Raw genomic sequence first — 18,742 nt, forward strand, 5'->3', positions numbered from 1 at the left:
CTACTGCGTGCGGTCGCGGATCGCGACGGCCTCGATGCCGTTGCTGGCCAGCTGCTGCTTGGCCGACTCGAGCTGGCTGGCGCTGGTGTAGGGGCCCATGCGGACGCGATAGACCGTGTCGCCATCGATCTGCGCCGTCTCGACCCGCGCCACCAGGCCGCTGAGCGCGATGCGTGCGCGCAGTGATTCGGCGTCGGAACTGGAGCGGAACGCGCCGGCCTGGAGCACGAAACGCTCCGCCGCCGCTGCGGGCGCCGGTGCCGGTGCCGGCGTGGCGGCAGGCGTCTCGGGCTGCTGCTGCGCCTGTTGCTCGGCCTGCTGCTCGGCCTGCGCCTGGGCGCTGATCTCGGCGTCGGGCACGACCACCTCGCGCTCGGGCAGCACGGTGTAGAAGTCGTAGCGCGGGCGGCGCGGTGCGGGGTCCTGCGCCACCGGCTCCTCGGTGCTGCCCGGCGCTGTGCGCCCGGGTTCGGGCGCGGGCCGCTGGGCACCTCGATGCGGTCGCGCATCATGAAGACGATCGCGATGACCAGGCCCAGGCCGACGCCGGCCAGCATCCACACCCAGCCCGGCGTGCCGCCGCCGCTGCGGCCGCTGCGTCGTGCCTGCGACTTGCCCCGACGCGCGGCCACTACATGGCCTCCGGCGCGGACACGCCCAGCAGCTCGAGCCCGTTGGCCAGCACCTGGCGGGTCGCCTTGCACAGGCCCAGGCGGGCCTGGCGCAGCTCCTCGTCGGGCACCAGGATCGGGTGGGTGTTGTAGAAGCTGTGGAACTCGGCGGACAGCTCGCGCAGGTAGCTGGCGACCAGCTGTGGCGCGCGGTTGAGCGCCGCGGATTCGATCACCTCGGGATACCGCATCAGCGCATTGAGCACGTCGGATTCGCCCTGCTCGACCAGGCGCGCGCGCGCGGCGTCGGCGGCGGAGCGGTTGTAGGTCCAGCCCTTCTCCTCGAGCTGGCGGAACACCGAGCAGATGCGCGCATGCGCGTACTGCACGTAGTACACCGGGTTCTCGTTGGACTTGGACTTGGCCAGGTCGAGGTCGAAGTCGAGGTGCTGGTCGTTGCCGCGCATGACGTAGAAGAAGCGCGCCGCATCGTTGCCGACGTCCTCGCGCAGCTCGCGCAGCGTGACGAACTGGCCCGAGCGGGTGGACATCTGGATCTTCTCGCCGCCGCGGAACAGCACCGCGAACTGCACCAGCTGGAACTCGATGCGTTCGGGATCCAGGCCCAGGCCCTGGGCTGCGGCCTTCAGGCGCGCGATGTAGCCGTGGTGGTCGGCACCGAACACGTACAGCGCCCGGTCGAAGCCGCGCTCGAACTTGCTCAGCAGGTAGCCCAGGTCGGAGGCGAAGTAGGTCGGGGTGCCGTTCTCGCGCACCACGACGCGGTCCTTCTCGTCGCCCAGCGCGGTGGCACGGAACCATTTCGCGCCATCGAGCTCGTACAGGTGGCCGCCCTCGGTCAGCGTGTCGATCGCACGCTTGACGTAGCCCTCGCTGGTCAGCGAGCCTCCGAGAACCAGCTGTCGAAGTGCACGCCGAACTCGCCCAGGTCCTCGCGGATGTCGGCCAGGATCGAATCCAGGCCGGCACCGAAGGCCAGCCGGTAGTCGTCGCCGAGCAGGCGCTTGGCACGCCCGGTCAGCGCGTCGATGTGCACTTCCTTGTCGCCGCCGTCGGCGGCGTCGGCCGGCAGGTCGGCCATGACGTCGCGGCCGGCGTGGCGCAGGCGGTCGCCGTGCTCGCTGCGCAGCGCGCGGGCGATCTCGTAGACGTACTCGCCGCGGTAACCGTTGTCGGGGAAGCGCAGCGACTCGCCACACAGTTCCAGGTAGCGCAGCCACACGCTTGTGCCGAGGATGTCCATCTGCCGGCCGGCATCGTTGACGTAGTACTCGCGCTGCACGGTGTGGCCGTAGGCCTCCAGCACGTTGGCCAGGCTTGCCCCGTAGGCCGCACCGCGGCCGTGGCCCACGTGCAGCGGGCCGGTCGGGTTGGCCGAGACGAACTCCACGGTCACCGAGTCGCGGCTGGCTTCGGGTTCGCGCCCGTAGTCGGACTTGAGCTCCAGCACCCTGCGCAGCGTGCCGAGGCGGCAGCCCTGGCTGAGGTGGAAATTGATGAAGCCCGGGCCGGCGATGTCGACCTTGTCCACGCTCTGCGACTTCAGCAGCTTCGACACGATCGCCTCGGCGATCTCGCGCGGCTTGCGGCCGACCGGCTTGGCCAGCAACAGCGCGATGTTGGCGGCATAGTCGCCGTGCTCGCGCGAGCGGGTCCGCTCGATCGTGAAATCGGGCGGGGTCAGCTCGGCCGGCATGAAGCCGTCGCGCTTGAGGTCAAGCAGCGCCTGGGCCACCAGTTCGCGCAGGAGTTCTTTCACAGCGTTGGGGTTCCGACAGCGGAAAACCCTGCATTTTACTCCGTTTCCGGTGCCGGTACGATCATTCCTGAACAGGCTCAGAGCCAGCCGCGTGCGGCCATCGAGCACGGCGCGCCATCGCCGACCACGAAGTGGTCGAGCAGCCGGACGTCGACCAGCGCCAGGGCCTCGCGCAGCCGCGCGGTGACGGCGCGGTCGGCCGCACTGGGCTCGCTGACCCCGCTGGGGTGGTTGTGGCCGATGATGACCGCCGCGGCGTTGTGCGCCAGGCAGCGCCGCACCACCTCGCGCGGGTGCACTTCGGCACCGTCGATCGTGCCGCGGAACAGTTCCTCGAACGCCAGCGCCCGGTGCCGGGTGTCCAGGAACAGGCAGGCGAACACCTCGTGGGGCAGCCCGCGCAGCCGCCGGGCGAAGTACTCGCCGGCCCGGGCCGGGTCGGTCAGCGCCTCGCCGCGCTCCAGCGCGCCAGCCAGGTGGCGGTTGCCCAGTTCCAGCGCGGCATGCAGTCGGCAGGCGCTGGCCGGGCCCAGTCCGGGGAGGTCCAGCAGGGCCTGGGCCGGGCGGTCCAGCAGCGCGCGCAACGGGCCGTGCTCGGCCAGCACGCCGCGGGCCTGGGCGACCGCATCGTGGCCACGGCTGCCCGAACCCAGGAAGATCGCCAGCAGCTCGGCATCCGACAGCGTGGCGGCGCCGTGGCGCAGCAGGCGTTCGCGGGGGCGTTCCTCGCAGGGCCAGTCTCGAAGTTTCATGTCCCCAAGCGTGCCGGTCGCGTGCGTCCGGCGAACTCGGCAGGCGTCGGCACGCCGTGTCGGCCAGCGACCCCGGCGTGCGTAGGAACACGTCGCGGCAGGCCCGGGGCGGTGGCATTTCCCCACGCCCCGGGGCCATGCCGCGCGGGGGCCTAGAACGTGTAGCGCAGACCCAGTTCGAAGCTGCGCTCGGGCCCGACGTAGAGGCCCTGCCGCAGGCCTGCGACATAGCGTTCGTCGGTCAGGTTCTTCACCGCGCCCGACACGCTGAACTGCTCGCTGAGCGCGTAGCTCGCGGTCAGGTCGGTCGTGGAATACGACGGCACCAGGCCGCCCCACGTCCCGGTGGAGCCGGTGGTGAACTCGCGCCGGTTCATGCCGTCACCGAACTGCTCGCTGACATGGTTGAACAGCAGGGCGGCCTGGAGCGGGCCGGCCTGGTAGGCCAGCGACAGGTTGGCCATCCGCTCCGGCGAGTACGGCACGCGGTTGCCCTCGAGCGCGTCGCCCGGGCGGTCCTCGCGGAACTCCGCGGTCGGGATCCAGGTGTAGTTGCCCTCCAGCCGGAAGCCGTGGCCGATCTCGTAGCCCAAGCCGGCCTCCAGGCCACGGTGCAGCGCGCTGCCCTCGTTGGGGGCGCGGATGCCGGACACGCCGGGATCGACCTGGTTGGAGAAATCCATCTGGAACGCGGTGGCCGAGTAGTCCCACGCACCGTGGCTGCCGCGGACGCCGAACTCGATGTTCACCGACTTCTCGGCCTCGGTCGGCGTGTCGCCCGCGCCCAGCACGCTGCCCACCAAGGGCGGCGCGAACGCACGGTAGACGCTGCCGAACATCTGGGCCGACGGGTTCACGACGAAGGTCGCGCCCAGGCCCGGCATGACCTCGGTGTTGCGGAAGCGGTCGGCCGGGGCGGTGCTGCGGCGGTCCCTGCGGGTCTGCTCGTAGCTCTCCACGCGCAGGCCCGCGGTCACCGACAGGCGCTCGCTGAAGTCGAAGCGGTTCTGCGCGAACAGCGCCAGGCTGTCGCCGGAGTCCAGCCGGTCCTGGGAAATGCCGCCGCGACCCGGGTCTGGCGTGCGCGGACGGCCGCGCACGGCCAGCACGGTGACGTCCTTCATGTCCTCCTGCATCAGGCGCAGGCCGATCTCGGCCTCGCTGGGAATGCCGATGGCGTCATGCGCCAGGGTGAGGCGGGTGTCCAGGCCCAGGCGGGTGAACTCGCGGTTGTTGCCGTTGACGTTGTTGCCGTAGTTCCAGACCGTGTAGCCCTCCGGGCTGGTGGTGGTCGGGGCGCCGCCGACGAGGGCGAAACGCCAGTAGTCGCGATGCATCTGGCTGGCGTAGAACAGCGTCTCCAGGCGCGCGTTGTCGTTGAACGCCCAGTGGTGGTTGACGTCGAAGGACGTGCGGCCGGTCAGGAAGAAGTCGTCCGGGGCCGGGTTGAAGCGTGCGCCCGCCGCATAGGCATCGGGGAAGATGCCCCGGTAGGAGATGTTCGCGTTGTTCTTGTAGTGGGCCAGCTTGAATCCGATCGTCTGGTAGTCGGAAAGGGCCATGCCGGCCTTGAGCATCACGTCGGTCATGTCATGGCCCTTGTCCATGAAACCGTCGCTCTCGGCACGCGTGGCGATCAGGCCGAAGCGCGCATCGCCCGACGCCGAACTGGCACCCAGCTCGACGCTGCCCTCGTAGGTGTCCCAGGAGCCGATCCGCGCCGACACCGACGCCCCGTCCTCCGGGGTGCGGGTCAGGAAGTTGATGACGCCGCCGATGGTGTTGGGGCCGTAGCGCAGCGAGGCGGCGCCCTTGAGCACCTCGACGCCTTCCATGCGCTGGATGCGCGGGTTGTAGTAGCGGCTGTTGCCCACGAAGATGCCCGGCTGGATCGGCACGCCGTCCTCCAGCACCAGCGTCTGGTAGTCGCCCGCGCTCAGTCCGCGCACGCCGATGTTGGTGACGACCGCGCTTTCCTCCTCGCGCTTGATGAAGATGCCGGGGACACGGCGCAGCACGTCCTCGGTGGAACGCGGCTGGATCTGGTCGATCTGTTCGGCGGTGACGACCTCCACCGAGCCGGGGATCAGGATCTCGTGCTCCTCGAACTGGCCGACCACCTCGATGCGCGGCAGGACCACGGAATCGGCCTCTGCGTCGGCGGCTGCAGCAGCCAGGGCCTGGCCGGCCACGGCGGACAGCGCCAGGCCCAGCGCAAGCGCCAGCGGGGTGCGGTTCAAGGGATTGGCACGGGAGAAGGTGCAGGAACGGCTCATGGGGTCCTCGGGATGGGTCGGTTTCGGCGCAGGGCGGGCAACGCCACTGCGCCAGTAATGCGAACGATACTGGTTCGCATTTGCATTTACAACGGGTCGCCGGGATTCCCGTGGGCCGGGCCGCCTGCGTGATCCCCGCCACGACACCGCCAGGGGCTCCGGACCGCCAAGGGACATCGGGTAAGCTAGCGGCGTTTGCCCGCCCAGGAATCCACCGTGCCCCTGCCGCTTGCCGACCAGCGCATCCTGCTAGGCGTCACCGGCGGCATCGCCGCCTACAAATCCGCCGACCTGGTGCGCCGCCTGCGCGAGGCCGGTGCCCAGGTGCGCGTGGTCATGACCGCCGGTGCGGCGCATTTCATCACCGCGACCACGCTGCAGGCGGTGTCCGGGCATCCGGTGCGCGACAGCCTGTGGGATGCGGCCGCCGAGGCGGCGATGGGGCACATCGAGCTGGCCCGCTGGGCCACCGCCGTGGTCATCGCCCCGGCCAGCGCCGACACGCTGGCGCGGCTGGCCCAGGGGCATGCCGACGACCTGTTGTCGACGCTGTGCCTGGCCACGACCGCCCCGCTGCTGCTGGCGCCGGCGATGAACCACCGCATGTGGGCGCACCCGGCCACGCAGGCCAACCTGGCCACGCTGGTCGAACGCGGCGCGCGCGTGATCGGTCCCGACAGCGGCGACCAGGCCTGCGGCGAGACCGGGCCGGGCCGGATGAGCGAGCCGACCGCGATCGTCGCGGCGCTGGCGCCGGGCGGCAGCGACACCGCCACGGCAGGCCGCCTGTCGGGCAAGCGCGTGCTGGTCACCGCCGGCCCGACCTTCGAGGACATCGACCCGGTGCGCTTCATCGGCAACCGCAGCTCGGGGAAGATGGGCTTCGCGCTCGCCGCCGCCGCCCGCCGGCACGGCGCCGAGGTGACCCTGGTCGCCGGGCCGGTCGCGCTGCCGACGCCGGTGGGCGTGCAGCGCATCGATGTCCGTTCCGCGCAGCAGATGCACGACGCCGTCATGGCCGCCATCGACGCGCAGGACCTGTTCATTGCCGCCGCCGCGGTGGCGGACTACGCCCCGGTGCACACCAGCAGCCACAAGCTCAAGAAGTCCGAAGCCAGCCGTTCGGTCGAGCTGGTGCGCACACGCGACATCCTGGCCGATGTGGCCGCGCGCGAGTCGCGCCCCTTCCTGCTCGGCTTCGCCGCCGAAACCGACGAGGTGGCCGCCTACGCGCGCGGCAAGCTGCAGGCCAAGGGCCTCGACCTGATCGCCGCCAACCGCGTCGGCGTGGCCGGCAGCGGCTTCGAGGCCGACGAAAACAGCATCGAACTGATCTGGGCCGACGGCGAGCGCCGGTTCGGACCCGCACCCAAGACCCGTCTGGCGCAGGAGCTGCTGGACGAGGTCGTCGAGCACATGGAGAAGCGTTCCCGATGAATCCAGATTCCGGCCGCCGGGTCGAACTGCGCATCCTCGACCCGCGCCTGGGTCGCGACTTCCCGATTCCCGACTACGCCACCGCCGCTTCGGCCGGCATGGACCTGCGGGCGATGATCGAGGCGCCGCTGACGCTGGCGCCGGGCGAGACGCAACTGCTGCCCACCGGCATGGCGATCCACATCGGCGACCCGTCCCTGTGCGCCACGATCCTTCCGAGGTCGGGCCTGGGGCACAAGCACGGCCTGGTGCTGGGCAACCTGGTCGGGTTGATCGACGCCGACTACCAGGGGCCGCTGATGGTGAGCTGCTGGAACCGGGGCGGCAGCGCCTATACGATCCAGCCGGGGGATCGCATAGCGCAGCTGGTGTTCATGCCGGTGGCCCGGGTGGCGTTCACGCAGGTGGACGCGTTCGATGCCAGCGCGCGCGGCGAAGGTGGCTTTGGCCACACCGGCGTAGGCTGATCGCATGACGGCGGCCGGGATGGCCGACGCAGACAGGGGATACGGGGAATGAGCGAGAAGAAGAAGGGCACGCTGGAGCTGCCGAAGATGCCGGCGAACGTCGGCCGGTTGTTGCCGGTGCTCGGGGCAATCCTGCTGGTGTTCGGCGCCGTGCTGGTCTGGGATGGCTGGCGGCAGGACCGCGCCGAGGCCGTCGAGGAACGCGTGCTGACCCAGCGCGATCGGGCCTCCGCGGCGCTTCTGGCGCAAATCGGCGCGCAACGCGAGCGGTTCGGCCAGCGCCGCGCCGATCCCGGCATCGCCAGCGCGCTGGAAGCCGGCGACGAGGAGGAAGCGCGTCGCGCGTTCCTGGCCGGCGCGCCGGCCAACAGCGTCGTCGAGTTCCATCCGGTGGATTTCGCGCCGATCTTCGAGGGCGACCTGGCCGAATTCGGCTTCGGCCGCCTGGCCTTGCTGGAGCGCTCGCTCAACAGCGGCGACTCGCAGGTGGCGATGCTGCGCGAGGGCGGCCAGCCCTGGTTGGGACTGGCCGGGCCGGTGATCGCCGAGGGCCGCGTGCTGGCGGTGGCGCTGCTGCGCAGCCCGGCCGACACGCTGATCGCCGAACTTCGCGAGCGGGTGCCGGGCGGCGGCTACCTCGGCCTGAAGCAGGGCCGCTTCGTGGTCGGCGAGGCGGGGGACGGCGAACTGGCCGCGCTCTCCGAGGCGCGGGCCCAGCCGCTGCAGGGCACGCCGATGCGCATCACGGCAGCGGCCCCGGTCGTCACCAGCGGCATCATGGACCGGCCGATGGGATACATCCTGGGTGGCCTGCTGTTGCTGGCGGGCATCGGTGCGATCCTCCACGGCCTGCGCACCGTGCGCGGGGCGCGGACCACTCCCGCCGACGCGGCCGGGGAGGGCGGCGGAGAGGAGGTCATCTTTGCCGACGCGCTGAAGCAGCCGCGCCCCCAGGCGGCGCCGGATGCCGTGGCGGCGGATGCCGATGCCGATGCCGACGCGCCGCAGCGGCCGAAGCCGGTGGCCGCGAAGCGCGGCGGCGTGGCGCTGGATCGAAGCATCTTCCGCGCCTACGACGTGCGCGGCGTGGTCGGCAAGACGCTCGACCGCGGCGTGGCGGTGCTGCTGGGCCAGGCGATCGGCACGCTGATGCACGAGCGCGAACAGACCGACATCGTCGTCGGCCGCGATGGGCGGCTTTCCGGCCCGGAGATGGTCGACGGCCTGATCGAGGGTCTGCGCGCGGCCGGGCGCAACGTCACAGACATCGGCGAGGCGGCCACCCCGGTGGTCTATTTCGCCGCGTTCCACCTGCGCACCGGCTCCTGCGTGGCGGTCACCGGCAGCCACAATCCGCCCGACTACAACGGCTTCAAGATCGTCGTCGGCGGGGAAACGCTGTCCGGCGGTACGATCACCGACCTGTACGAGCGCATCAGCGCGGGCAGGCTGCACACGGCGGCCGAGACGGGCTTGCGGCATGAGCGTGAAGTGGCTGCGGACTACATCGAGCGCATCGCCGGCGACATCCAGATCGAACGCCGCATCAAGGTGGTGGTGGACTGCGGCAACGGCGTGCCCGGCGCGATCGCGCCGGATGTGCTGGAAGCGATCGGCTGCGAGGTGGTGCCGCTGTTCTGCGAGGTGGACGGGACCTTCCCGAACCACCACCCCGACCCGAGCGACCCGGCCAACCTGACCGACCTGATCAACATGGTCCAGCGCATGGACGCCGACCTGGGCCTGGCTTTCGACGGAGACGGCGACCGTCTGGGCGTTGTCACCCGCCAGGGCGAGATCATCTACCCCGATCGCCTGCTGATGCTGTTCGCGCAGGACGTGCTGGTGCGCAACCCGGGCGCGTGCGTGATCTACGACGTGAAGTGCACCGGCCACCTGGCCGGGCACATCCTGCGGCATGGCGGTTCGCCGGTCATGTGGAAGACCGGGCACTCGTTGATCAAGGCCAAGATGCGCGAAACCGAAGCCGAGCTGGCCGGCGAGATGAGCGGCCACTTCTTCTTCCGCGAGCGCTGGTACGGCTTCGACGACGGCATCTACGCCGCTGCGCGCCTGCTGGAGATCATCGCTTCCGACGGTCGCGAGCCGGAGGAGATCTTCGCCGAGCTGCCCAAGGGCGTCAGCACGCCGGAGTTGAAGATCGAGATGGAGGAGGGTGACCACTACGCCTTCATCGAGAAGTTCCGCGAGCGGGCGAAGTTCGAGGGCGCGCGCATCGCCACGATCGACGGCATCCGCGCCGACTGGCCCGATGGCTGGGGCCTGGTGCGCGCCTCCAACACCACGCCGGTGGTGGTGCTGCGCTTCGATGCGGACAGCGCCGAAGCCCTGTCACGGATCCAGGCGGCGTTCCGCGAGCAGCTGCTGGCGATCGATCCGGAGTTGATCCTGCCGTTCTGACCCGGCAGTTCGCGGCCGGGAATCGGCTTGCGCAAAAACGAAGGCCGGGCACCCGTGGGTGTCCGGCCTTCGTTTTTTCAAGTCCGTTTCGCGGGCGGGGGCGCAGGCCCCCGGCTCAGCCTTGCGAGGCAGTGCCGGTCCCGTCGCTGGCCTCGGTCCGTTCACCGCTATCGGCTGCAGCCTCTGCGCCACCGCCGTTGCCGGCCCGACCCGCCGGCGCGTCGCCCTTGAGCTCGCGATAGCGCGCCAGGGTTTCGTCAAACTCGGCCCGCAGTGCGGCCTGCTCGGCCTCGCGGCGTTGCATCAGGGTCTGCTGGCTGCTCAGGTCGGCGTAGGTCTTGCGGATCGACTCCTGGGTGCGCGCATCCACCGCCTGCCGCCCAGCTCGCGGTCGGCCGCGCTCGCCAGCAGGCTCGCCAGCGTCTGGCGCTGGCTGTCGATGCCGATGCGGGTGGCCTTCAGGGTTTCATCGACCAGCGAGAAGCGTTCGTCGTAGGCCCGCTGCAGGTCGCTTTCGCTGGAATACGAGCCGGTCAGCACCTGGTCGCGCTGGGCGCGCTCCTCGGCCAGCTTGCGGCTGGCGTCCATGATCGCGGCTTCGGCCGCGGCCTCGGCGCGCTCCTCGTCGGTCAGTGCACGCTCCACCTGGCCGGTGGTCATGCCGCTGCGCGCGCTGAGCTCGCGCCGCGCACGGTCCACCGCCTCGGGCGGCAGCGACTGGCTGTAGTGCACCTTGCCGTCCTCGTCGACCCAGCGGTACAGCTTCTGGGCGTCAGCCTCGGGCGCAACCAGCGCGCCGGCCAATACGGCTGCGACGGCCATGGGTAGAAGGTTTGGCATGCGCATACTGGCCCCCTGTGGTCATTCGCTGCTGCCGTAGCGCTCACGATACGACAAAAGCGCCGGGCGGTGCGCGGCCAGTTCATCGTGGCCGTCGGTGTAGTCGAGCAGGTCGGAGAGCCCGGCGATCGCGACCACCGGCAGGCCGAACTCGGCCGCCACTTCCTGCGCCGCCGAGCGCGCGCCAGTCTGGCCGCGTTCCTGGCGGTCGAGTGCGATCAGCACGCCGCAGGGGCGTGCGCCGGCCTCGCGGATCAGCGTGATCGACTCGCGTATCGCGGTGCCGGCGGTGATCACGTCATCCACGATCAGCACCCGGCCCGCCAGCGGCGCGCCGACCAGGGTGCCGCCCTCGCCATGCGCCTTGGCCTCCTTGCGGTTGTAGGCCAGCGGCAGGTCGCGGCCACGCGCGGCCAGCGCCACCGCCAGCGCGCTGGCCAGCGGGATGCCCTTGTAGGCCGGGCCGAACAGCATGTCGAAGGCCAGGCCCGAGGCGTCCAGCGCATCGGCGTAGCACTCCGAGAGGGTCTTGAGCGCGCCGCCGGAGTCGAACAGGCCGGCATTGAAGAAATACGGGCTGGTGCGCCCGGACTTGAGCGTGAACTCGCCGAAGCGCAGCACGCGCCGGGCGATGGCGAGGTCGAGGAATCGGGTCTGGTGGGGCTGGAGCATGGGCGGGTTCGTCTTCTTCAGGCGGCGCGACGGCGCCGGGACGCGAGCCCGGGATGATACCGCCCCCGCGGGCGCGACTCCGGGCCGTGGGGATCGGCGTCGGGGTGGGGCGCCGGTCTCGGCGCGACCGGTCTGCGCTGGCATACTCTCAGGCGTTGCCTCCCCCACCCACGGATCGTGTTTTCTTGAGAATCGTCAGTTTCAACGCCAACGGCCTGCGCTCGGCGACGAAGAAGGGTTTCTTCGACTGGTTCGGCCAGCAGGACGCGGACATCGCCTGCATCCAGGAAACCAAGGCCCAGGAACACCAGTTGCAGGGCGCCGACTACCGGCCTGCCGGCTATGGCGCATGGTTCCGCGACGCGACCACGAAGAAGGGCTACAGCGGCGTGGCGATCTACTCGCGGCGCGAGCCCGACGAGATCATCACCGGGCTGGGCTGGGAGGACTTCGACGAGGAGGGGCGCTTCATCGAGGCGCGCTTCGGCAACCTGAGCGTCATCTCGATGTACTTTCCGTCCGGTTCCTCCGGCGAGGTGCGCCAGGGCTACAAGTTCCGCTGCATGGACTGGATCACGCCGATTCTCGAGCAGTGGCTCGCCAGCGGTCGCGACTACGTGATCTGCGGCGACTGGAACATCGTCCACACCCGCCGCGACATCCGCAACTGGACCTCCAACCAGAAGAACTCCGGCTGCCTGCCCGAGGAGCGCGCCTGGCTCGACAAGCTGTTCCACGAGCACGGCTGGGTGGACTCCTACCGCCACCTGCGCCCCGAGGGCGAGGACTACACCTGGTGGAGCCAGCGCGGGCAGGCGCGGGCGAAGAACGTGGGCTGGCGCATCGACTACCAGGTGGTCAGTCCCGGCCTGCGTGATCGGCTCGTCGACTGTGCGATCCACCCCGAACCCAAGCTGTCCGACCACGCACCCTACGTGGTGGACTACCGGGAATGACCGAACCCGCCGCCGCGCCAGCGACCACCCGATGGGGCAGGGCGCTCGCCACCTATGGTCGCCCCCGGATCGCGGCGATGTTCGCGCTGGGGTTCTCGGCCGGCCTGCCGTTCCTGCTGGTGTTCACCACGCTGACCGCCTGGCTCACCGAGGCTGGTGTGGCGCGCAGCGCCATCGGCTTCTTCAGCTGGGTCGGCATCACCTATTCGATCAAGGTGTTCTGGTCGCCCATCGTGGACAAGGTGCGACTGCCGATCCTTGGGCGACTGCTGGGCCAGCGACGCAGCTGGATCCTGCTGGCACAGGCCCTGATCATCCTCGGCCTGGCCGGCATGGCCTTCACCGATCCGGCCCAGGACCTGGTGCGCATGGCGCTGTTCGCGCTGGTCGTGGCGTTCGGTTCGGCCACCCAGGACATCGCGATCGATGCCTGGCGCATCGAGGCCGCGCCGGTCGAGGAGCAGGCCGCGATGTCGGCCACCTACGTCTTCGGCTATCGCATCGCGCTGCTGGTGGCCAGTGCCGGCGCCCTGCACCTGGCGGTGCGCATGGCCTGGGAGGATGTCTACCTGCTCATGGCGCTGCTGATGGGCATCGGCGTGGTGGCGACGCTGCTCAGCGCCGAGCCGAGCGTGAAGCGCAGCTCCGATGCGGCGTTCCTTGAACAACGCGCGCAGGACTTCCTGGCGCGCAACGCCCACCTGCCACGGCCCGTGCGCATGTCCATCGCGTGGCTGATCGGCGCGGTGGTCTGCCCGTTCGTCGACTTCTTCCAGCGTTACGGCCTGCATTCGCTGGTGGTGCTGATGCTGGTGGCCAGCTACCGCATCAGCGACATCTCGATGGGGGCCATGGCCAATCCGTTCTACCTTCAACTGGGCTTCGACAAGGCCCAGATCGCCAACATCGCCGGCATCTTCGGCGTCGCCATGACGATCCTCGGTGGGCTCCTGGGCGGCTTGCTGGTCGTGCGCTACGGCCTGCTGAAGGTGCTGCTCCTGGGCGCGGTGCTGTCGGCCGGCACCAACCTCCTGTTCTCGGTGATGGCGCTGGTGGGCCCGGAACCCTGGATGCTGGTCATCACGATCTCCGGCGACAACTTCTGCGGCGGGCTGGCGATGGCGGTGTTCATCGCGTGGTTGTCCAGCCTCACCTCCACCGCCTACACCGCCACCCAGTACGCGCTGTTCAGCTCGCTGATGACGCTGCCGGGCAAGTTCCTCGGGGGTTTCAGCGGGATGGTGGTCGATTCGATCGGCTACTTCCAGTACTTCATCTACGTCGCGGCGATCGGCGTGCCGGCCGTCGTGCTGTGCGTCTACCTGATGCTGCGCGAAAGACGGGCTGAACGCGCGGCGCATTGAAACTGTGCACCGCGCCCGGGTGAGGCTATGCTCGGCGTAGGGGGAGTTTCAGGAAGACGGAGTTTCCACGCGTGCCTGATTTTCTGATTCGCGACATCGATATCCACGTGGCCGAACGCATCAAGGCGTTCGCGCGCGAGCGTGGCTGGCCGCTCAACGACACGATGATCCACCTGATCAAGCAGTCGCTGGGCATGGTCGACCCCGAACCCATGCGCGATCCAGCCGATATTTCCCGTCTTGGCGGGTCGTGGGACGACTCCGAGTCGCGCGCGCTGATCGAGGCGATGGAGGCTTTCAAGGACCTGCCGGACGATTCCCCGTACTGAGCGGGGGCGTGGTTGCCGTGTGCAGTGGACGCCGGCTCAGGCCGGGTGGATCGCGCCCAGTATGCGCGGCCCGCGCGCGCCGCTGACCGAGGGGCAGTTGCCGGGCAAGCCTGCCAGGGTCTGCCGTGCCAGCCAGGCAAAGCCCATTGCTTCCACGTAGTCCGGGTCGAGGCCGTGTCCCGCCGAGGACGCCACGACCACGCCGGGCAGGCGGGCCTGCAGGCGCCGCATCAGCTCGACGTTGTGCACGCCACCCCCGCAGGCGATCAGCTGGCGCGCGCCGGGGAGGTCACGGCGCAGCGCGTCGGCAATCGTCGCGGCGCTCAGCTCGCACAGCGTGGCCTGCAGGTCCTGCGGGGCCAACTGCCGGTCCCCGAGGGCCTGCTCCACCCAGTCGAGGTGGAACTGGTCGCGGCCGGTGCTCTTGGGCCCCGGCAGGGCGAACCAGGGGTCGGCCAGGAGACGTTCCAGCAGCCCGGCATCCACCTTGCCCCGCGCAGCGAGTTCGCCGCCGGCATCGTAGGCGTGGCCGAACTCACGCTCCACGAGCGCATCCATCAGGCCGTTCGCCGGGCCGGTGTCGAAGCCGAGCACATCCCCGCCCCCGGCAGGCAGCAGCGTCAGGTTGGCGATGCCGCCAAGGTTGAGCACCGCCCGGTCTTCGCCGGCATCGCCCAGTACGGCGGCGTGGAAGGCCGGCATCAGTGGCGCGCCATGCCCGCCCGCGGCCACGTCGCGACGGCGGAAATCCGCCACGGTGGTGATGCCGGTGCGCTCCACGATGCGGCTCGCATCACCCAGTTGCACGGTGTAGGGCAGCTCGCCTTCGGGTCGGTGGCACAGGGTCTGGCCGTGCGAACCGATGCCGGCCAGAAGCGATGCGTCGACGCCCGCGTGCTTGATCAGGCGGCTGGCAGCATCGGCGAACGCATCGCCGATGGCGGCATCGAGCCGGCCGAAGCCGTCCACGTCGATGGCCGCCTCGCGCCGCGAGCAGCGCAGGATCTCGCCGCGCAGGGCGGTGTCGAAGGGGTAGGTCCTGCCGGCAACCAGCTGCAGTTCCGGCTCGAAGCGCACCAGCGCGGCGTCGATGCCGTCGGCACTGGTGCCCGAGATCAGTCCGAGGAACAGCGGGCCGACCTGCCTTGCGCCGGCCATGGGACGTTTACTCTGCCAGCGCCAGGCGACGGCCGTCGATGAGCTGGATCTGCGCCAGGGCCGGGGCCGTCTGGGCGCGGAAGCGGGCCAGTTCGTTGGCCGGCAACGGCTCGGGCTTGGGCAGGGTCACGGTCAGCGGGTCGCGGTGGGCGCCGTTGACGCGGAATTCGTAGTGCAGGTGCGGTCCGGTGGCGGTGCCGGTGGCGCCGACGTAGCCGATCACGTTGCCCTGCGTGACGCGCTGACCGACCCGGTAGTTGCCCAGCCGCGACATGTGCGCGTACAGCGTGGTGATGCCCCGGCCGTGGTCGACGATGACGGTGCGGCCGTAGCCTCCCTGCCATCCGGCGAAGGTGACGCGGCCGTTGCCGGCCGAGCGGATCGGCGTGCCGGTGGCGGCGGCGAAATCAACGCCCTGGTGCGCACGCACGGTGCCGTAGATCGGGTGGCGGCGGTTGGGGTTGAAGCGCGAGCTGATGCGCGAGAACTCGATCGGCATGCGCAGGAAGCTGCCGCGCACCGGGCGGCCGTCCTGGTCGTAGTACTCGACCTTGCCGTCGGCGTGGACGTAGCGCAGCGCAACGTGGTCCTTGCCGCGGTTGGAGAAGCTGGCCGCCACGACGCCGCCGTCGCGCAGGCGCTCGCCGTCGCGCCAGATTTCCTCGTAGATCACGTGGAAGCGGTCGCCCACGCGGATGTCGCGACTGAAGTCGATGCTGTTCTCGAGCACGTTGGCCATCGCGAACAGCGTCGAATTGGCGATGCCGGCGCGTTCGCCGGCTTCGAACAGCGAAGAGCGCACTTCACCCGAGGCCATCATGACGCGGCGCTGCACCTGGCGCTCGGTGACCGACTCCTCGACGCCTTCCTCGGTGAGGGCCAGCTGGACAACCTCGTCGCCACGCTCGAACCGCACCGCGCGCAATTCGCCTGGATTGGGAATGTCGAACTCGAACTGCTGGCCGGCGCGGATCCGGGTCAGTGCCTGCTCGGCGCCCGGATGCTCGAGAAGCCGGTACATGTCGCGCGTGGACAGGCCCAGCTGGCCGAACAGCTGGCCGAACGTCTGGCCGGGCGCTACGGCGACCTGCTGCCAGTCGGGCTCGCCCATGCCCGGGGCGTCGCCCTCGGTCGGGTCGATGCTGATCGGCGGCAGTTCCAGTTCGAACGTGTTGTGCGCCACGACCGGTTCACGGGTGGCGTTGGCCAGGCCCGGAACGATGGAGATGGTGAAGACGGCCAAGGTGGCGAGCAGTGTCGCCAGGGCCCAGTGCTCTCGTGACCAGCTGGTCACGGGCGAAGCGTTGCGGGACGCGTGGTCGCCCGCCGACTCATTGTGATGCTGCACCAGTATTCCGCCCCGTCTCTCACAGTCCGCGGGTACGATACCCAGAGTTAAAAGGGTGCGTCAAACCATTGTGGAGGCTGGATTTTTGTGAAGACTCCGCTTAACTTCACATTAACTTCACGCCACGTCGCAAAAAGGCCCGGATCATGGGCGCCTGCGCGGCCCTGCCGTGTTCCCGAAAACCGCCCAAGGTGAGCAATGTCCGAGCTGCAAGCCGCCCTCGACCTGATCGGTCGCGGCGCCGATGAAATCCTCAAGACCGACGAACTCAAGGCGCGCCTGGGCGTCGGGCGCCCGTTGCGGATCAAGGCCGGCTTCGACCCGACCGCGCCGGACCTGCACATCGGGCATACCGTGCTGCTCAACAAGATGCGCCAGTTCCAGGACCTCGGGCACACCGTCATCTTCCTGATCGGCGACTTCACCGGGATGATCGGCGACCCGACCGGCAAGAACGCCACCCGCAAGCCGCTCACCCGCGAGGACGTCGCGGCCAACGCCGCCACCTACACCGAGCAGGTGTTCAAGGTGCTGGACCCGGAGCGCACCGAACTGCGCTTCAACTCCGAGTGGTTCGACACGATGGGCGCGGCCGACATGGTGCGCCTGGCCGCCACCCACACCGTGGCGCGCATGCTCGAGCGCGACGACTTCGCCAAGCGCTACGCCGCCCAGCAGCCGATCGCGATCCATGAATTCCTCTACCCGCTGGTGCAGGGCTACGACTCCGTCGCGCTCAAGGCCGACGTCGAGCTCGGCGGCACCGACCAGAAGTTCAACCTGCTCATGGGCCGCGCGCTGCAGGAGCACCATGGGCAGAAGCCGCAGGTGGTGCTGACGATGCCGCTGCTGGAAGGCATCGACGGCGTACAGAAGATGTCGAAGTCGCTGGGCAACTACATCGGCATCAGCGAACCGGCCATCGACATCGTCACCAAGACGCTGAAGATCGACGATGCGTTGATGTGGCGCTGGTTCGAGCTGCTCAGCTTCGACGTGTCCCTCGAAGAGCTCGCGCGCATGAAGCAGGAGGTGTCATCGGGCGTGCTCAACCCGCGCGATGCGAAGCTGCGGCTGGCGCGCGAGCTGGCGGTGCGCTTTTGCGGCGAGGCCGAGGCCGAGCGGGCCGTGGCGGGCTGGCACGCGGTCGTGCGCGGGGAGGGCGACACGTCGGCCTTGCCGCTCAGCGACATCCAGGCCCCGGCGGAGGGCCTGCGCATCCAGGCGCTGCTGGTCGCCGCAGGCCTGGCCGGCAGCAACTCCGAGGCCAACCGCAAGCTCAAGGAGCGCGCGGTGCGCATCGACGCCGAAGTGGTCGAGGACGCCCAGCGCGTCTTCGCCCCGGGTTTCGAAGGCGTGCTGCAGATCGGCAAGCGCAATTTCGCGCGCGTGAGGCTGGTCGAGGCGGCCTGACATGGACCTCGTCGACATCAATTGGAGTGCGAGCTCGGCATCCTGGTGTCGGTGGCGATCGCGATGGCGCTGGGTGGGGCGGTGGGCTACGAGCGGCAGCTGCGTGGCCGGCCCGCCGGATTCCGCACCCACATGCTCGTCGCCGGTGCCGCCGCGATGCTCCTGGGGATGACCGACCTGATCGCGGAACACTTCAACCAGGAGATCTACGCCCCACGCGTGCAGATCGATCCGGTGCGCGTCATCGAGGCGATGATCACCGCGATCGCCTTCATCGGTGCCGGCACGATCATCCAGCACGCGCGCCGTGACGCGGTGCTGGGCCTGACCACGGCGGCGTCGCTCCTGTTCACCGTGTCCATCGGCATTGCGGTCGGTCTCGGGCACCTCGTCCTCGCCATCGGCGTGACGGTGCTCGCCGTGCTGACGCTGCATGTCCTGAGCGGTCCCAGGCCCGAAGACCCAGGCAGCGCCAGGCACAGGGACTGACGCGCCAACCCGTGCGAACCACGTGCCGGTGCCCCGGCGCGACGCGCGAACGTCGCGCAACCCTTTGATGCTGAACCCCCACCCCACGCGAGGTGGAAAAAGTTTGCGCGAGGGGGTTCACAAAGGTGTCACGGATGTGCAGAATGCGCGGCCCGCCACGGTGGATCGCGAGATTCCGGTGGTGGGGGCGGCAGGAAAAAAGTTCGTTGCAGGGTGTTGACGGACCTCGATTCTGCTGTAAGATGTGCGGCTCCCTTGAGCGAAACGCTCCTGGGCTGGAACGCAGGGCCAAGCCCGCTTCCGCCAAGATCTTTGACAGTGTGCGCAGGTAATTTGTGCGGGCGCCTGCAGGAGGACGAGAGTCCATCTTGCAGACGTCCGAACCAAAAGCAGCAAAGTTATTAGTAAGCTAGTGACCGAAAGCTTGAG

General features: G+C 69.6%; 17 protein-coding genes and 1 pseudogene. 8 read left to right on the forward strand and 10 right to left on the reverse strand.

Features of this window, described 5'->3' with window-relative positions; genetic code table 11:
* From FU658_RS11755 to FU658_RS11770, 5 genes and pseudogenes are all read right to left on the reverse strand, one after another.
* A pseudogene (locus FU658_RS11755) lies at window positions 1–632 on the reverse strand (SPOR domain-containing protein).
* Window positions 632–1,531, reverse strand: a complete 900-nt coding sequence (gene argS, locus FU658_RS11760) for an arginine--tRNA ligase domain-containing protein (RefSeq protein ID WP_255505577.1) — start codon at window positions 1,529–1,531, stop codon at window positions 632–634. The pseudogene FU658_RS11755 and the gene argS (FU658_RS11760) overlap by 1 nt, the downstream one beginning before the upstream one ends.
* Window positions 1,510–2,391, reverse strand: coding sequence for an arginine--tRNA ligase domain-containing protein (gene argS / locus FU658_RS15460; RefSeq protein ID WP_255505573.1), 882 nt, complete (start codon window positions 2,389–2,391; stop codon window positions 1,510–1,512). Before argS (FU658_RS15460) ends, argS (FU658_RS11760) begins: the two co-directional genes overlap by 22 nt.
* 77 nt (window positions 2,392–2,468) lie before the next feature.
* Window positions 2,469–3,143: a RadC family protein gene (radC, locus tag FU658_RS11765; protein WP_147892250.1), complete on the reverse strand. Its 675-nt coding sequence runs from the start codon at window positions 3,141–3,143 to the stop codon at window positions 2,469–2,471.
* Window positions 3,144–3,295: 152 nt separating this feature from the next.
* Window positions 3,296–5,419, reverse strand: a complete 2,124-nt coding sequence (locus FU658_RS11770; RefSeq protein WP_147892251.1) for a TonB-dependent receptor family protein — start codon at window positions 5,417–5,419, stop codon at window positions 3,296–3,298.
* 195 nt (window positions 5,420–5,614) lie between these two features.
* Here FU658_RS11770 and coaBC point away from each other — a divergent pair, with 195 nt between their 5' ends.
* Genes coaBC through FU658_RS11785 form a run of 3 tightly spaced genes read left to right on the forward strand, consistent with a single transcriptional unit; the run spans window position 5,615 to window position 9,744 of the window.
* Window positions 5,615–6,856 (forward strand): bifunctional phosphopantothenoylcysteine decarboxylase/phosphopantothenate--cysteine ligase CoaBC, encoded by a 1,242-nt coding sequence (gene coaBC, locus FU658_RS11775; protein ID WP_425477611.1) that lies wholly within the window; start codon window positions 5,615–5,617, stop codon window positions 6,854–6,856.
* Window positions 6,853–7,323, forward strand: coding sequence for a dUTP diphosphatase (dut, locus tag FU658_RS11780; RefSeq protein WP_147892253.1), 471 nt, complete (start codon window positions 6,853–6,855; stop codon window positions 7,321–7,323). The genes coaBC and dut overlap by 4 nt, the downstream gene beginning before the upstream one ends.
* A gap of 48 nt (window positions 7,324–7,371) precedes the next feature.
* Entirely contained in the window at window positions 7,372–9,744 is a 2,373-nt protein-coding gene (locus tag FU658_RS11785; protein WP_255505574.1) for a phosphomannomutase/phosphoglucomutase, read from the forward strand.
* A gap of 115 nt (window positions 9,745–9,859) precedes the next feature.
* Here FU658_RS11785 and FU658_RS11790 read toward each other — a convergent pair whose 3' ends face one another.
* From FU658_RS11790 to pyrE, 3 genes are read right to left on the reverse strand one after another with little or no spacing between them, the layout of a single operon-like run.
* The gene (locus FU658_RS11790) at window positions 9,860–10,114 is read right to left on the reverse strand and encodes a hypothetical protein (RefSeq protein WP_147892254.1); all 255 of its coding nucleotides are present in this window, start codon (window positions 10,112–10,114) and stop codon (window positions 9,860–9,862) included.
* Window positions 10,066–10,566: a DUF4124 domain-containing protein gene (locus FU658_RS11795; protein WP_187266083.1), complete on the reverse strand. Its 501-nt coding sequence runs from the start codon at window positions 10,564–10,566 to the stop codon at window positions 10,066–10,068. Before FU658_RS11795 ends, FU658_RS11790 begins: the two co-directional genes overlap by 49 nt.
* 39 nt (window positions 10,567–10,605) lie before the next feature.
* Complete coding sequence (pyrE, locus tag FU658_RS11800; protein ID WP_147892256.1) at window positions 10,606–11,256, reverse strand: orotate phosphoribosyltransferase; 651 nt, start codon at window positions 11,254–11,256, stop codon at window positions 10,606–10,608.
* Window positions 11,257–11,441: 185 nt separating this feature from the next.
* Here pyrE and FU658_RS11805 point away from each other — a divergent pair, with 185 nt between their 5' ends.
* The 3 genes from FU658_RS11805 (at window position 11,442) to FU658_RS11815 (ending at window position 13,905) form a co-directional block, all read left to right on the forward strand.
* The gene (locus FU658_RS11805; RefSeq protein ID WP_147892257.1) at window positions 11,442–12,212 is read left to right on the forward strand and encodes an exodeoxyribonuclease III; all 771 of its coding nucleotides are present in this window, start codon (window positions 11,442–11,444) and stop codon (window positions 12,210–12,212) included.
* Window positions 12,209–13,576, forward strand: coding sequence for an AmpG family muropeptide MFS transporter (locus tag FU658_RS11810; protein ID WP_147892258.1), 1,368 nt, complete (start codon window positions 12,209–12,211; stop codon window positions 13,574–13,576). Before FU658_RS11805 ends, FU658_RS11810 begins: the two co-directional genes overlap by 4 nt.
* Before the next feature lie 71 nt (window positions 13,577–13,647).
* Window positions 13,648–13,905 (forward strand): hypothetical protein, encoded by a 258-nt coding sequence (locus FU658_RS11815; RefSeq protein WP_147892259.1) that lies wholly within the window; start codon window positions 13,648–13,650, stop codon window positions 13,903–13,905.
* Between the two features lie 36 nt (window positions 13,906–13,941).
* On the opposite strand, the gene FU658_RS11820 is transcribed toward FU658_RS11815, so the two are convergent.
* Window positions 13,942–15,063 (reverse strand): anhydro-N-acetylmuramic acid kinase, encoded by a 1,122-nt coding sequence (locus tag FU658_RS11820; protein ID WP_147892260.1) that lies wholly within the window; start codon window positions 15,061–15,063, stop codon window positions 13,942–13,944.
* Between the two features lie 7 nt (window positions 15,064–15,070).
* Window positions 15,071–16,411: a M23 family metallopeptidase gene (locus tag FU658_RS11825; protein WP_147892261.1), complete on the reverse strand. Its 1,341-nt coding sequence runs from the start codon at window positions 16,409–16,411 to the stop codon at window positions 15,071–15,073.
* A 198-nt stretch (window positions 16,412–16,609) separates the two neighbouring features.
* Between FU658_RS11825 and tyrS the strand changes: the two genes are divergently transcribed.
* Together tyrS and FU658_RS11835 are read left to right on the forward strand one after the other, a co-directional pair.
* Entirely contained in the window at window positions 16,610–17,824 is a 1,215-nt protein-coding gene (tyrS, locus tag FU658_RS11830) for a tyrosine--tRNA ligase (RefSeq protein WP_147892262.1), read from the forward strand.
* A 21-nt stretch (window positions 17,825–17,845) separates the two neighbouring features.
* Window positions 17,846–18,313: an MgtC/SapB family protein gene (locus FU658_RS11835; RefSeq protein WP_321167744.1), complete on the forward strand. Its 468-nt coding sequence runs from the start codon at window positions 17,846–17,848 to the stop codon at window positions 18,311–18,313.
* Window positions 18,314–18,742 lie beyond the last annotated feature (429 nt).

The sequence above is a fragment of the Alkalisalibacterium limincola genome (assembly GCF_008017755.1).
Classification (GTDB): domain Bacteria; phylum Pseudomonadota; class Gammaproteobacteria; order Xanthomonadales; family Xanthomonadaceae; genus Alkalisalibacterium; species Alkalisalibacterium limincola.